Here is a 13,142-nt window from a genome sequence, read left to right as displayed (position 1 = left end):
CCCTCACCTCCAACCTGACTATCCTACTATAAAACTTCCAATAATGTAAAGGTTTTTTATTAAAATTGTTGCAATTTTATGTACATTCCTTTTATTTTATAAAAAGGAAAATATATTATAAAATATGAAGATCAAAGTCAATGAGGACAGAAAGGACGGTTTAGATTGAAAGATATTTTAACGCCTTTATTGGTCGCTTTTGTCGTTGGAGGCATTGTGTACGTGATAGATGATCGGCCGATTCATCCTTTTCTTCTTTTTATCATCTTATTTATCAGCATTTATACAGTCGATAGAATCGTTCATTTTGCTTCAAATCATTTCGATGAGCAGAAAAAATAATCGTCGTTTATGTTACTGCCATGAAAAAAGGACTTTCTATAGAAGAAAGTCCTCAGCGTGTAGACAAACCCTCGCATTCTTTGTCAGTCCTGCGTGCTGGTGCTCACGAATGTGAAATTCGCTCCGCGCCAGTACTCGTCCTTCCTAGACTGCAAAGGTTTTCTATCACGCTGAAAAGAAGAAAAAGGGCTAAAATAAACATTATTTTAGCCCTTTTTGCTTCATCTATTGTACTCCCTGACCTTTTAATTCACGCTGTACATCTAAGTCGGCAGCTTCTCTGCTGAACTTTGGCAGTGTAATGAAGTAAAAAAGGAAGACGAGTAAAATAATAATACCCATTCCGTAATAAATGTAAGAAACATTGGTGATGAGATTTGGAAATAATATGGCAATTAAACCTAGCGTCATTGATTGTGCAAACATGGTGAGCGGATCAACCCACCCTGATACGCGTCCCATCAGACGAGGGTGAACAATTCTTGGGAGCCAGCCTCCAATGACAATGTTGACTGGACCAATACATGTACCAATGACAAATGATGTGACATAAAATAACCATAATGTATGGGTAGAACCAAGGACAAAAATTAAAATACCTGCAACTAGAATTGGAATCGACATGAGATATTGCATCTTTACCTTTTTCGCAAGAATAGAGCCAAGTAAGCTTCCAACTAGAAGTCCGGCACCGATTGCGATCGTAAAAAAGGATGTATGCAGTTCAAAATGGTCCGGTGAAAGACCGTATTTCATTGTAAACATCGGAAGAACGGCAAATGCGCCATTCACAAGACCAAAAACAAAAAAGCCGAAAATTAAAGAAGCCAATAATTTATTTTTTAAAATATAGAGAATGCCTTCTTTAAAATCTTTTAGAGACGTCTTAACGGTCATGCCTTTCCAGCCTGCTTGTCCATTTGGCTGTCGTGCTTCAATTGGAATATTGCATGATCGAATGAGAATACCGGAAATAATAAAACTGACCAAATCAATGGTAATGGCACCGTGAAGTCCAATCGTTTTATACATAATGGCACCTATTCCAACACCAAATACCATAAACAAACTAAACAGCATCTGATTTAAACCAGCAGCTTTTGCATATTGATCTTTATTTAAAATGGCCTGAACGAGAGAGGCTTCAGCTGGATAGAAGAACTTCGTAATGGCGCTTCGTATAAACAAGATCAAGAAAATAAGCGGCAGTGAATTAAAATAAATGACGATAAATAAAACGATCGTCAGCCCAGCTCGTATCCAATCACAATTCTCTGCGACTTTTTTACGATCAAAACGGTCTGCGACCACACCGACCATAAAAAAGACAAAGATCGTAGGCAGTGAATACATTAGCTCTGCTAAAGTGGCGTAAGCGGGCTGATGACTAAAATGATCGAGCAAATAAAAGGCAAACGCCATATTGCCTACTGTTGTCCCCATTTGCGAGGCAAGTGCTGCAAAAAAGAGACGAACAAAATTTCTGTTTTTAAAAATATCCATAAATACGCTCCTTAACCTGAAGATCCCACTTTCTATCATATAAAATTTTAACCATTCGTACAATTGATTTCTCCTACTGGCTAATGGTCACAGGTGTTCCATTTGGAACTATTGAAGCAAGTTCGATGACATTCTGATTGTACATGCGAATGCACCCTCTAGACACAGCTTTACCAATTGAAGACGGGTTATTCGTTCCATGGATGCCGTAATGAACTTTTGAAAGGCTCAGCCAATAGGCGCCAAAGGGACCTCCTGGGTTTGGCTGTCTGTTGACAATATAGTAAGAACCTGTCGGTGTCATGTTTAATATTCTGCCAGTTGCGATCGGGTATGAGCGCAAGAGCTGTGATCCAGAAAACAGTACGAGACGTTTCGCTGAAATTGACACAGATATGCGGTAAGGGATCGTGTTAGGATCCGGTAACCCAGGGATGATGATGACTTCATTTTGTTCTGGCTCGCGGGTTTGAAGTGACGGATTTGCAGCCTTTAAAGCATCTGTCGTTGTTCGAAAATCAAGTGCTATAGAAGCAAGTGTTTCTCCACTTTTTACCGTGTATCGCAGCACGAAAGCACACTCCTTTTACTCAAATAAAAGAAGCCATGATCCCCGCCTCACATATACTATATGGACGGGATCAGGCCCAGTAAGGTTTCTCCTAACATTTGTCATGAGAATGATCTTTGTTTATACATATGCAGGAAAAGGTGATTTGGCTTCTCTTTACACGTGAGATGTTAAGGTGAAAAAAGTGATTTCAGGTTTGGCTAAAAACCGAAGCGGCAGTCTAGTTGTCCCAAGCCCGCGGTTGACATAGATACGGTGCTGATAGCTACCGTATAAGCCTTCGACATATGTACGCCCAAAAGGTGCTGTGAGAATCGGTCCATAGAAAGGAAGCTGTATTTGACCACCATGCGTATGCCCAGAAAGCTGCAAGTTAATAGGTGTTGTTTCAAGCTCTAGTGCGGCATCAGGCTCATGCACAAGCAATAACGTAAAGAGATCAGAAGAGACTTCTCGTTTGATGAAATGGTAATCAGGCATACTCATCATGAGGTCATCCAGTGTAGCGATCTGTATGCGTCTGCCTTCTTTTTCTAAGTGAAACACTTCATTTTTACATAATGTAAAACCGCAGGCTTTCATCGTTTCCTCATATAGATCGATGCCAAATGGTCCGTAGTCATGATTTCCGCATATGGCAAACTTTCCAAACGGAGCATCAAGCTTAGACAAAGAGGCTTTGGCTTTTTCATGTTCTTCAATCGATGATTCAAAATCAACAAGATCACCTGTAAACACAATGAGATCGGGAGATGCAGCGTTGATTTTTTGGACAACAGTCTCTAAATCTTTTGCCGGGAATGTATCACTTAAATGAACGTCACTAAATTGCGCAATTTTAAATTGGTCAAAAGAAGCCGGTAGCTGAGCATCATGAATAGTGAGTGATACGGTGTCGATCATGCGCGGTTCAATGTACCGAGCATAGCCATAACCGGATGTGGTCGCCAAAAGTCCGAGAATACTCGCACCAGCTGCTCCTTTTAAAAACTGCCTACGGGAAAGTTGCTTCATATAAGACTCCTTTAAAAATAAAATTAAGTATAGCATGATTTTTGATGAATCTCCCATATGGTGTATGGAGGGGAAATCATGATATGATAGACGGATAATGAATGAATAGTCATTCAAAACCACAAAGGGGGAGAACAAATGACGAAGCAAACAGTGATTGTCACAGGGGGATCAAGCGGAATGGGGAAGGCGATGGCGACTCATTTGGCACTCGGGGGCTGGAATGTTGTGATTACTGGAAGAACAGAAGAGACCCTTGAAACAACGGCAAATGAAATCAAACAGCAAGGTGGTTCGATCGCTTATTTTCAAATGGACGTGCGACATCCAGAAGATGCTGATCAAATGGTAAAGTTTGCAGTAGATACATTTGGTGATGTGGATGCACTCATCAATAACGCAGCAGGCAACTTTTTAGTTCCAGCAGAAAAACTGTCTCCTAACGGCTGGAAAGCGGTCATTGATATTGTGCTAAATGGCACCTTTTTTTGCAGCCATGCAGTGGGCAACTATTGGATTCGTCAAAAGAAAAGCGGAAGTATGATCAACATGGTCGCCACATATGCATGGGGGGCTGGTGTTGGTGTAGCGCATTCAGCAGCCGCAAAAGCAGGCGTACTATCACTTACCCGAACGCTTGCAGTCGAATGGGGAAAGCAATATCGCATTCGCGTAAATGCCATTGCGCCGGGGCCCATTGAAAGAACAGGTGGTGCTGATAAACTGTGGGAATCTGAAGAGGCTGCCCAAAGAACATTAGATAGTGTTCCGCTCGGTAGACTTGGCACACCAGAAGAAATTGCAGAACTTGCGAGTTTCTTATTATCTGAGCATGCATCTTATATTAATGGAGATTGTATCACGATGGATGGGGGGCAATGGCTCAACCAATCACCATTTTGAATGACCGTGTAAGACCTGCTTTTGATATGGTATAATCACACAAAGAGAGAAGCAGGTGATGAAAATGGTCGATCCATTGGATATTTTAACGAATATTGAAGATGTTTTCCCGCACTATCAAGCGATCTTCAGTGCGGAGGAACAAAAAGTGATAGGCTATGAGATTCTTGGAAGAATGAAGCTTGAGTCGGGAACAGTTAGTCTAGGCTCCTTCTTTACGGATTCATCTATTCCTGACGAATATAAATTGGAAGTAGATCACAAAGTATTAAGTCAAGCGCTTGATCTCTTCACAACCGCAGATGAAGATTTGCTCATCTTTATTAATCATGATGCGAACGTCCTCATGCTTGATCATGGCGAAAGTTTTTTAGAACTTTTAAAAGAATATGAAGCAAAGGGTATTCAGCTTAGCCGGTTTGTCATTGAAATTACTGAACATACGTTTAGCGGCGACATTGAACAGCTTTACCATACGTTAACGTATTATCGTACATATGGGATCAAAATCGCCGTATCTAATATAGGAAAAGAAAGCAGCAATCTTGACCGGATTGCTCTGCTTTCACCTGATCTATTAAAAATAGATCTACAGGCTTTAAGAGCTTCGTCTCCATCTCCTTCCTATGAATATGTGTTATACAGCATTTCACTTCTTGCAAGAAAAATAGGAGCGGCTTTAATCTATGAAGACATTGAAGCGAATTTTCAGCTGCAATATGCATGGAGAAATGGCGGAAGATATTTTCAAGGCTTCTACCTTCACGAGCCTGCGGCACAATTAATTGACCGGAACAAACGAAAAGAACAGCTTAAAGAAGAATTTCAGCAATTCATTGCCCATGAGAAAAAGAAACTCCAAGCTGTCTATGAACATTCTGAAACCTTTTATAAGCGAATACATCAAGCCGTCAGTACGTTAAAAAAATCATGCAGCACAAATGATGAACTTATACAAAAACTGGCACATGAACTAACCGATTGCAGCTTTCGCATTTATATGTGTAATGAAGAAGGGTTTCAAATCACTGGGAATGTGTTTAAGAAAGAGAAAGAATGGCTGTTTCAGCCAGAGTATATAGAGAAAAACTGGAGCTGGCGCCCTTATTTTCTAGCGAATATTCTTCAAATGAGAATTAGCGGAAAAGGATTTTTCAGCGATATCTACAGTGATTTAGAAACTGGAGAACGAATACGTACGTTTTCTTATCCGTTAGAGGGAGACGTGTATTTGTTTGTAGATCTTCCGTATGCGTATCTATATGAGCAGGAAGGATTAATTTAAAAGCAGCCGTCATGGCTGTTTTTTTATTAGAAAAAAGATAGAAAAAATGGTTGACAATGAAACTGATAATCATTATCATTTAGTTATAGAGAGAAGCTACTCTCTGTTCCCCAACCCCTCTATCAGATCAAGATCCAAAAAACTTGGCGCTACCCCCGCCAAGTTTTTTTTGTGCGCCAATCATTCCCTTCATGCATAGGACATCCCAATTCATCCATACACCTTAAATGATGATAGTTAGACAGTAGGAGGGAAAAGTCATGATCAAACGTGACAAGCGGCTGCTGATTGATTTACCAATGCCTGATCACCCAGATGCAAATGGTGCAGCGGCTGTGCAAGAATTACTCGGCGGAAAATTTGGTGAAATGTCCACATTAAATAACTACATGTTTCAATCGTTTAACTTTAGAGGGAAACGAAAGCTCAAACCATTTTATGATCTTGTATCAAGTATTACAGCTGAAGAATTCGGTCATGTAGAGCTTGTGACAACTGCAGTCAATCTCATGATTACGGGAACCACCCATGGGGGCGATCCAGATACGACCCCGATGAAAGCGGCTGTTGATAAACGAAATACGCAGCATTTTATCCAAACGGCACAAACAGGCTATCCGTTTGACTCCATGGCAAAGCCGTGGACAGGTGAGAATGTGTTCTCAAGTGGTAATCTGATTCTGGATCTTCTTCATAACTTCTTCCTAGAGTGCGGAGCTCGTACGCATAAAATGCGCGTATATGAAATGACGGATCACCCTACGGCAAGAGAAATGATCGGTTATTTACTTGTCAGAGGCGGCGTACATGTTGTGGCGTATGCAAAAGCCCTTGAGGTAGCGACAGGAGTAGATGTTGGGAAGATGCTGCCGATTCCAAATCTCGACAATAAATACTTTGATTCTGCAAGAAAGTTTGAAGATCAAAATGTTCATACAAAGCTGTATACATTTAGTGACACAGATTATAAAGATATCAATCAAATTTGGAAAGGAAACCATCCAATTGATGGAAAGCCGCTGACAGTTATTGAGGGTACGCCAAAAGGTGCACCCGTGCCAGATTATAGAGATTTGCCGGAAGAGTTTGCTCCAGGTATTTCAAAAGAAGATTTTGACGAAATTGCAAAACGCCTGATGAGATCGGCTGGTTTATAAAAAACAAGATGCATGAGATAAGAAAAAAGACTCAAAATAAAAAAACAGATTCTTTTTCTTTTTTTGAATTCAAGAGGAAAAATATCATCTGAGAACACTTTATGGTATGATGCTTTGTAGGACTTGTGTATAATCAATACGGGTTCATCTTGAGTTGTTTTTTTGAAAGGAGTCTTTTTTTAGAATGTCACAATTAATGGGTATCATTACAAGGCTGCAAAGTCTTCAAGAGACAGCAGAAGCTGCAAACGAGCCGGCACAGCGTTATTTCGAAGTGAACGGTGAGAAAATCTGTAGTGTTAAGTATTTCGAAAAGAATCAAACGTTTGAATTGACTGTTTTTCAACAAGGGGATAAGCCTAACACTTTCCCATTTGACAACATTGATATGATTTCGATTGAGATTTTTGAGCTTCTACAATCCTAAGCTGAATCGTATGAAATGTTTTTTCTAAGAATTCCTTCGTTGATTGCGGAAGCATACACTTCATAAGTGATGAACAAATGGAAGATGATCATTCAGTGCAATATTCGGATAAGAGACCATTAAAAAGGAGTTCCTTTCTGTGAGTGATTCTTTTTTCTTTAATCTTTCTGAAGAGCATTTAGCGTTTTCTGATGTTGTCATGAGAATGAAAGACTTTATTCAAAAAGACCCGAGATCTGTTTATGTACTATCAATTGGTACGGACTCTCAGGTCAATCAGAATGTCACAACATTTATGACTGCAATTCATCTTCACCGGATCGGCAAAGGAGCTTGGGGCTGTCTCACGCAGCAAGTGTTGAATCGGCCTGTACAAAGTCTTAGAGAAAAAATTTCATTAGAGACAGCGTTTAGCCAAAAGGTATGTGCAGACATCCTTGAGGGACCTTTAACAGAACTGATGGATTTGCTTCTTCCGTTTGCTGAGGAAGGGGCAGACCTTCGTTTTGAAGTCCATCTAGATATTGGCAAAAAAGGAAGTACAAAAGAGCTGATCCAGGAAATGACCGGAATGATCACAGCCATGGGAATTGAAGCAAAAATAAAACCCGACTCATACGCAGCATTTTGCTACGCCAATCGATACACAAAATAAATTCCGTCATTTTTCTCCAAACGTTGTCGAAACGTGCGGTTGACGATTCGATTCTAGTTCCTTATTCTAGCTGTATAGAGAGGAAGCAGACATTCAAACGCCTGCTAATCAATATAAAAGCATATATGAAACAGGGGGCCTGATGTTGAATGAGCGTCATCGAAAATCGTTTTAATGAAGAAGAGAAAAAGCTATTATTAAACGTATTACTGAATCAGGAATATGCTGTCGAATTACTAAGCAGTGAGATCAATGATATAGAATGTGGAACAAAAAATGTCGACGACAATACGTATAAGAAATTGATCACATTGTATGACAGAGTAAGGTTTGAGAATTAATATCGATTGAACATTCTATTAGATACTCTACGCTGAGTATCTTTTTTATGCAGAAAAAAATCTTTCGACAAAATTCGTTTTAGTTTATGCTTAATGTTAAAGGGGAATGTATGATTGATGATTGAGAGAAAAGGGGTCGAAGAAACATGATAGAGATAGAACCGGCTCAATTACTTGAGTCAACAGTAGCTGAGCATATGATTGATGCAGATAAAGTGGCACACGTTCAAATTGGAAATAATCTTGAACACGCCCTATTGGTCCTGACAAAAACAGGATATACAGCCATACCTGTTCTGGATGCTTCTTATCACCTTCATGGGTTAATTGGAACAAATATGATTATGGATAAAATCTTTGGCTTAGAACGAATTGAATTTGAAAAGCTCGACCAATTGAAGGTAGAAGAGGTCATGCTATCAGATATTCCAAGACTGAAAACGACCGATCCTGTTTTAAAAGGTGTTCACGCTGTGACGAATAATGGATTTGTTTGTGTGGAAAATGAAGAGCAAGTATTCGAAGGGATTTTCACTCGGCGTGTTGTATTAAAGCGCTTAAATGAAGTCATTCATTCCGCAAAAAAATGAGCTGCAGCCCAGCTTATTTTTTTTGCCTTCATAAGCTATTATTTATATAATGACTATATAAAATAAGAAAAACTTATCGAGAGAAGGAGGGCGCCCATGCAGCTTCAAGAGTTACATATGCTTGTTGTACTTAGTGAGGAATTGAATATGAGAAAGGCTTCAGAGCGGCTCTTTGTCTCTCAGCCTGCCTTATCTCAAAGGCTGCAAACGATTGAAAAAGAGTGGGGAACCAAAATCTTTTTTCGTTCACAAAAAGGCTTGACAGTCACTTCAGCTGGCGAACAGATCATTCAATTCGCCAAAGAGGTCACGACTGAGCAGGATCGAGTGCGAGAGAGAATTGACGAGCTTGAAGGAGACATTCACGGTACACTCAAGCTTGCAGTTGCGTCCATTATTGGTCAGCACTGGCTGCCAAAGGTGTTGAAGCGGTATGTCGAGAAATACCCAAATGCCAAAGTATCTCTTGTGACAGGCTGGAGCAGTGAGATGCTTAAAAGTCTGTATGAAGACCATGTCCACATCGGCATCATTCGCGGGAATCCTGATTGGAAGGGCACAAAGGAATACTTAATGACCGATCATTTATATTTAGTCGATTCTGTCATCAAGGACGTGGATGAGTTAATTGAGACAGAACGCCCGTTTATTCAATTTAAAAGTGATAGCACCTATTATCAAGAAATTCAGCACTGGTGGCATCAAAAGTTTAAAGTGTCGCCAAAACAGACGATTCTTGTGGACCAGATTGAGACATGTAAACAAATGGCCTATCACGGTATCGGCTACGCCATTTTGCCTTCGGTCACCCTATATGATCATGAGAAAAGCGTACACAAAACCCCGCTCGTAGACGCAAATGGAGAGCAAATCGGACGTGACACGTGGCTGTTAGGATATGAAGCCTCTTTTCAGTTAAAACAAGTTCAAGCATTTGTTGGTGTGGTGAAAGAAATGCTTGAAAGTGAGGCAGTGTAAGTACTTCTGGAAGAGGAGGTGCTTTTTTAGGATAAGTAGTTTGATTAGGTTTCTAATAGATTTACCTGTTTCATACTGAAAAAACAGAAAGCTGGAAGAAATGATGAGAAATCAACGAAAAAAGAAGACGGATATACCGAAGTGGGGAACTTATTTACGCGAGAGATGGCGTGGACGTTTTGCAAGTCATCTTTCTTTAGAAGAACAAAAAGAGATTGGGATGGATGGCTTCCTATGGCACTTATGTAGCTGGGGAAAAGTTGAATGCCTTGAAAAAGAGGCAGCGATCAACGCCTTTCATCAGCAATCAAAGCATACATGTACTCTTTTTTATCAATTTACTCAAGAAGCGTATCTGTTTGAAAACGCCGCTGACCTGTCAGTGAAGGAATTGCCATATACAGACGGACACATGGACTATAGCGATCTGTATGTCATGGATTGGGAAGAAAATTGGACATTTGTGATGACGCACGAAACCGATTGCGGTCCATATTTTATTCAGAAATAAAAAAAGAGTACATCACAAAGAGATAGAGTGATGATCAATTAAAGCCGCCTTCCAATTGGAATGAGCGGTTTTTTGATGTACGTCATGTGTATTTTGAACAGCACCTTTTCATAAAACATTTGACAATGAAAATCATTATCATTTAAAGTGTACATATAATAATTGAAAATGATTATCATTTAGATGAGGTGACCAATAGATGAAAGCACTAATTGCATTTGCGAGTATGTCTGGCAATACGGAAGATATGGCAGCGATCTTAAAACAAACGCTTGAAGGAAAAGGGATAGAGACAGAGATGATGGAATTTGACGACACAAGTGCAGAAGATCTTTCTTCATACGATTATGTCATGATCGGCTCTTACACATGGGGTGACGGTGATTTACCTTATGAAGCTGAAGATTTTTATGAAGAGGTCTCATCCCTTGAACTTTCTCACATCAAAGCGGCGGTATTTGGATCAGGCGATTACAGTTATCCGAAGTTTTGCGAGGCTGTTCATACCTTTCATGACATGCTGAAATCGACAGGTGCATCCGTATTTCCTGAAACATTGAAAATGGAACTTGCGCCAGATACAGATGAAGATGTGGCGTGCTGTGAGGAGTTTGCAACGAGCTTTTTAACGTGGGCATCATTGTCTGAGAAAAGAGTTGAAAATCATGTTTCATAAAGGTGCGACAGCTGTTGCTGCGTCTAAAAGTGGCGGCTACTTTGTTGCTGTCAAACGAGAAGGTATTTTTCATTACAGTGTGGAGGGCGGATGGCAGCAGCTTTTTAAGCTTAAGCATAAAATCCATGCTATCAGTTATATTGGTCCTTATTTGTTCGGTGTTGGTGAAAATGGAACTGTCATACGATCAGGAGATGAGGGCCACACATGGGCGCTATCATCTTTTCCGACAAATGCAGTTGTTTGGTCTATTACAGGACGCAAAGATGGGTTTGTATGCGCACATGGAAAGCATAGTATTTATGTGTCAACCGATTTCGGAATTTCCTGGGAAATTATGAAGCCATTTGCTCATGTAAATCACCCCCCTGTGATTCGCTCATTATGTGTAGCGGGCGATTATCTTTATATTGGAACACAGATTCATGAGGTGCATGGAGGAATATGGGTGTATGACTTGCAAAGTGAACAGGTTTTTCTCCTAAACAGAGAAGAGCACCGAATGACTGCTTCTATGCTGCTTTGCGGGGAACACCTCCTTGTCTGTGCGTTGGGATCTAAAAAAGGGAAAAGAGGGTCTGTTCAAATTTTAGACTTACATACAAATATGCTGCATGATATTCAATCACAAGCTTTTGCGCGAGAGGAATCATTTTTGGATGTGTCAGAGGATAACGGCATTGTGTATGTGACCACCTCACAGGACGAGCATGGATTTTCTAAGGTGTATCAGCTTGATATAGAGCAAAAAGAGCTCAAGTGGTTTGATACGATCAAAGGGCATGGTTTTCGTGTCGCCAATCAAAAGGAGAATTTTTTCTGTGCGGGTTTATATGAAAGTAAGTTTGTCAGGCCTTATGAGGAACCTGCACTGATTCATTAATAAGGAGGAAGAAAAAGTGACGAAAAGAGTTTTATTGGTGTATGCCACAATGTCAGGAAATACAGAAGCAATGGCTGATTTAATCGAAAAAGGATTAAAGGAAGCTGGGGCTAGCGTGGACCGGCATGAAGCGATGGATATTGATGCTGAACTTCTTCATGATTACTCGCACATTCTGTTAGGTGCATATACTTGGGGAGATGGTGATCTTCCAGATGATTTTATTGATCTATATGAGGAAATGGAAGAGCTTGATTTGACGGGTAAAGCATTTGCTGTATTCGGTTCTGGAGATACATCTTATGAACATTTTTGCGGAGCTGTGGATTTAATTGAAGAAAAAGTGAAGGAGCTGGGCGGTGATATCGTCCTGCCATCCATCAAAATTGAGCTGAATCCAGAAGGAAACGAGGAAGAGGAATTGATTTCTTTTGGTAGACAATTTGTTCATCTTCACCAGCAAGAAGCGGGATAAAGAGGCCCGCTTGTTTTATTTGCCAAGGCGCAGACGATTCTTTCACTTGTCATTAAAACTCTCCTTTGGTACAGTAATGAAGTATAAATTAAGAGGAGGACATACATACATGAAACAAATGGACGCTAATGAAATTATTTCATTTATTCAAAATAGTACAAAATCAACACCTGTTAAAGTTTACATTAAAGGTGACTTAGAAGGTATTGAATTTGGTGAACATGCAAAAACATTTATTACAGGCAATACAGGTGTTGTCTTCGGTGAGTGGAGCGAAATTCAAGAAGCTCTAGCATCAAACAAAGACAAAATTGAAGATGTTGTCGTGGAAAATGACCGTCGTAACTCTGCGATTCCTATGTTGGATTTGAAAAACATCAAAGCACGTATTGAGCCAGGTGCAATTATTCGTGATCAAGTGGAAATTGGCGACAATGCAGTCATCATGATGGGTGCTTCTATTAATATCGGTTCAGTCATCGGTGAAGGTACGATGATTGATATGAACGTTGTTCTTGGCGGCCGTGCGACAGTAGGTAAGAACTGTCATATCGGTGCGGGATCTGTTCTTGCAGGTGTCATTGAGCCGCCTTCTGCTAAGCCAGTTGTAGTAGAAGATGATGTTGTCATTGGTGCAAACGCTGTTGTTTTAGAAGGTGTGACAATTGGGAAAGGTGCGGTTGTAGCAGCTGGAGCGATCGTTGTGAACGATGTCGAGCCTTACACGGTTGTAGCAGGTACACCTGCAAAGAAAATTAAAGACATTGATGAAAAAACAAAAGGTAAAACTGAAATCAAACAAGAACTGCGTCAGCTTTAATTGACACAATT

Annotated in this window: 17 protein-coding genes; 14 read left to right on the top strand and 3 right to left on the bottom strand. The window is 40.2% G+C overall.

The genetic code is table 11. The features are described 5' to 3' along the window. The first annotated feature begins 165 nt into the window (after positions 1 to 165). On the top strand, positions 166 to 342 hold the full coding sequence (locus ACRRMM_RS07335) for a hypothetical protein (protein WP_196297672.1): 177 nt from the start codon (positions 166 to 168) through the stop codon (positions 340 to 342). Between the two features lie 225 nt (positions 343 to 567). On the opposite strand, the gene ACRRMM_RS07330 is transcribed toward ACRRMM_RS07335, so the two are convergent. The 3 genes from ACRRMM_RS07330 to ACRRMM_RS07320 form a co-directional block, all read right to left on the bottom strand. Then, positions 568 to 1,845: an MFS transporter gene (locus tag ACRRMM_RS07330; protein WP_048001612.1), complete on the bottom strand. Its 1,278-nt coding sequence runs from the start codon at positions 1,843 to 1,845 to the stop codon at positions 568 to 570. 73 nt (positions 1,846 to 1,918) lie between these two features. Next, complete coding sequence (locus ACRRMM_RS07325) at positions 1,919 to 2,416, bottom strand: L,D-transpeptidase family protein (RefSeq protein ID WP_019743906.1); 498 nt, start codon at positions 2,414 to 2,416, stop codon at positions 1,919 to 1,921. 156 nt (positions 2,417 to 2,572) lie between these two features. Next, positions 2,573 to 3,430 carry a metallophosphoesterase gene (locus ACRRMM_RS07320; RefSeq protein WP_136944406.1) on the bottom strand — a complete coding sequence of 286 codons (858 nt, stop codon included), beginning with the start codon at positions 3,428 to 3,430 and terminating at the stop codon, positions 2,573 to 2,575. A 138-nt stretch (positions 3,431 to 3,568) separates the two neighbouring features. Here ACRRMM_RS07320 and fadH point away from each other — a divergent pair, with 138 nt between their 5' ends. From fadH to dapD, 13 genes are all read left to right on the top strand, one after another. Continuing rightward, entirely contained in the window at positions 3,569 to 4,333 is a 765-nt protein-coding gene (gene fadH, locus ACRRMM_RS07315) for a 2,4-dienoyl-CoA reductase (protein WP_019743904.1), read from the top strand. A 64-nt stretch (positions 4,334 to 4,397) separates the two neighbouring features. Next, complete coding sequence (locus ACRRMM_RS07310) at positions 4,398 to 5,618, top strand: EAL domain-containing protein (protein WP_076822023.1); 1,221 nt, start codon at positions 4,398 to 4,400, stop codon at positions 5,616 to 5,618. A gap of 260 nt (positions 5,619 to 5,878) precedes the next feature. Next, a complete protein-coding gene (locus ACRRMM_RS07305) occupies positions 5,879 to 6,775 on the top strand; it encodes a manganese catalase family protein (RefSeq protein WP_007498675.1) in 897 nt (298 codons plus the stop codon). 184 nt (positions 6,776 to 6,959) lie between these two features. Beyond that, positions 6,960 to 7,202, top strand: coding sequence for a YkuJ family protein (locus ACRRMM_RS07300; RefSeq protein WP_003212254.1), 243 nt, complete (start codon positions 6,960 to 6,962; stop codon positions 7,200 to 7,202). A 139-nt stretch (positions 7,203 to 7,341) separates the two neighbouring features. Further along, a complete protein-coding gene (locus ACRRMM_RS07295) occupies positions 7,342 to 7,857 on the top strand; it encodes a ribonuclease H-like YkuK family protein (RefSeq protein ID WP_008348001.1) in 516 nt (171 codons plus the stop codon). 149 nt (positions 7,858 to 8,006) lie between these two features. Next, positions 8,007 to 8,198 (top strand): antirepressor AbbA, encoded by a 192-nt coding sequence (abbA, locus tag ACRRMM_RS07290; protein WP_008347999.1) that lies wholly within the window; start codon positions 8,007 to 8,009, stop codon positions 8,196 to 8,198. A 146-nt stretch (positions 8,199 to 8,344) separates the two neighbouring features. Continuing rightward, complete coding sequence (gene cbpB, locus ACRRMM_RS07285) at positions 8,345 to 8,788, top strand: cyclic-di-AMP-binding protein CbpB (protein ID WP_007498671.1); 444 nt, start codon at positions 8,345 to 8,347, stop codon at positions 8,786 to 8,788. A gap of 96 nt (positions 8,789 to 8,884) precedes the next feature. Then, on the top strand, positions 8,885 to 9,766 hold the full coding sequence (locus ACRRMM_RS07280; RefSeq protein ID WP_007498669.1) for a LysR family transcriptional regulator: 882 nt from the start codon (positions 8,885 to 8,887) through the stop codon (positions 9,764 to 9,766). A gap of 103 nt (positions 9,767 to 9,869) precedes the next feature. Then, positions 9,870 to 10,277 carry a DUF4275 family protein gene (locus ACRRMM_RS07275; RefSeq protein WP_017367152.1) on the top strand — a complete coding sequence of 136 codons (408 nt, stop codon included), beginning with the start codon at positions 9,870 to 9,872 and terminating at the stop codon, positions 10,275 to 10,277. Positions 10,278 to 10,476: 199 nt separating this feature from the next. Further along, complete coding sequence (locus tag ACRRMM_RS07270; RefSeq protein ID WP_017367153.1) at positions 10,477 to 10,953, top strand: flavodoxin; 477 nt, start codon at positions 10,477 to 10,479, stop codon at positions 10,951 to 10,953. Then, a complete protein-coding gene (locus ACRRMM_RS07265; RefSeq protein WP_035392208.1) occupies positions 10,943 to 11,836 on the top strand; it encodes a hypothetical protein in 894 nt (297 codons plus the stop codon). The genes ACRRMM_RS07270 and ACRRMM_RS07265 overlap by 11 nt, the downstream gene beginning before the upstream one ends. A gap of 16 nt (positions 11,837 to 11,852) precedes the next feature. Further along, positions 11,853 to 12,311 (top strand): flavodoxin, encoded by a 459-nt coding sequence (locus tag ACRRMM_RS07260; protein WP_035392205.1) that lies wholly within the window; start codon positions 11,853 to 11,855, stop codon positions 12,309 to 12,311. Positions 12,312 to 12,420: 109 nt separating this feature from the next. Next, positions 12,421 to 13,131 carry a 2,3,4,5-tetrahydropyridine-2,6-dicarboxylate N-acetyltransferase gene (dapD, locus tag ACRRMM_RS07255; RefSeq protein WP_008347987.1) on the top strand — a complete coding sequence of 237 codons (711 nt, stop codon included), beginning with the start codon at positions 12,421 to 12,423 and terminating at the stop codon, positions 13,129 to 13,131. The last annotated feature ends 11 nt before the right edge of the window (positions 13,132 to 13,142 follow it).

This window comes from Bacillus sp. XT-4 (assembly GCF_050864245.1).
GTDB lineage: Bacteria > Bacillota > Bacilli > Bacillales > Bacillaceae > Bacillus > Bacillus altitudinis.
Note: the sequence above shows the minus strand (reverse complement) of the source record. Positions and strands in the feature narration are given on the sequence as shown.

Bases quoted from the DNA above. Each gene is read 5' to 3' on its own strand.
- ACRRMM_RS07330 (WP_048001612.1), bottom strand. From the start codon at position 1,845: ATGGATATTTTTAAAAACAGAAATTTTGTTCGTCTCTTTTTTGCAGCA.
- ACRRMM_RS07320 (WP_136944406.1), bottom strand. From the start codon at position 3,430: ATGAAGCAACTTTCCCGTAGGCAGTTTTTAAAAGGAGCAGCTGGTGCG.
- fadH (WP_019743904.1), top strand. From the start codon at position 3,569: ATGACGAAGCAAACAGTGATTGTCACAGGGGGATCAAGCGGAATGGGG.
- ACRRMM_RS07310 (WP_076822023.1), top strand. From the start codon at position 4,398: ATGGTCGATCCATTGGATATTTTAACGAATATTGAAGATGTTTTCCCG.
- ACRRMM_RS07305 (WP_007498675.1), top strand. From the start codon at position 5,879: ATGATCAAACGTGACAAGCGGCTGCTGATTGATTTACCAATGCCTGAT.
- ACRRMM_RS07300 (WP_003212254.1), top strand. From the start codon at position 6,960: ATGTCACAATTAATGGGTATCATTACAAGGCTGCAAAGTCTTCAAGAG.
- abbA (WP_008347999.1), top strand. From the start codon at position 8,007: ATGAGCGTCATCGAAAATCGTTTTAATGAAGAAGAGAAAAAGCTATTA.
- cbpB (WP_007498671.1), top strand. From the start codon at position 8,345: ATGATAGAGATAGAACCGGCTCAATTACTTGAGTCAACAGTAGCTGAG.
- ACRRMM_RS07280 (WP_007498669.1), top strand. From the start codon at position 8,885: ATGCAGCTTCAAGAGTTACATATGCTTGTTGTACTTAGTGAGGAATTG.
- ACRRMM_RS07275 (WP_017367152.1), top strand. From the start codon at position 9,870: ATGAGAAATCAACGAAAAAAGAAGACGGATATACCGAAGTGGGGAACT.
- ACRRMM_RS07270 (WP_017367153.1), top strand. From the start codon at position 10,477: ATGAAAGCACTAATTGCATTTGCGAGTATGTCTGGCAATACGGAAGAT.
- ACRRMM_RS07265 (WP_035392208.1), top strand. From the start codon at position 10,943: ATGTTTCATAAAGGTGCGACAGCTGTTGCTGCGTCTAAAAGTGGCGGC.
- dapD (WP_008347987.1), top strand. From the start codon at position 12,421: ATGAAACAAATGGACGCTAATGAAATTATTTCATTTATTCAAAATAGT.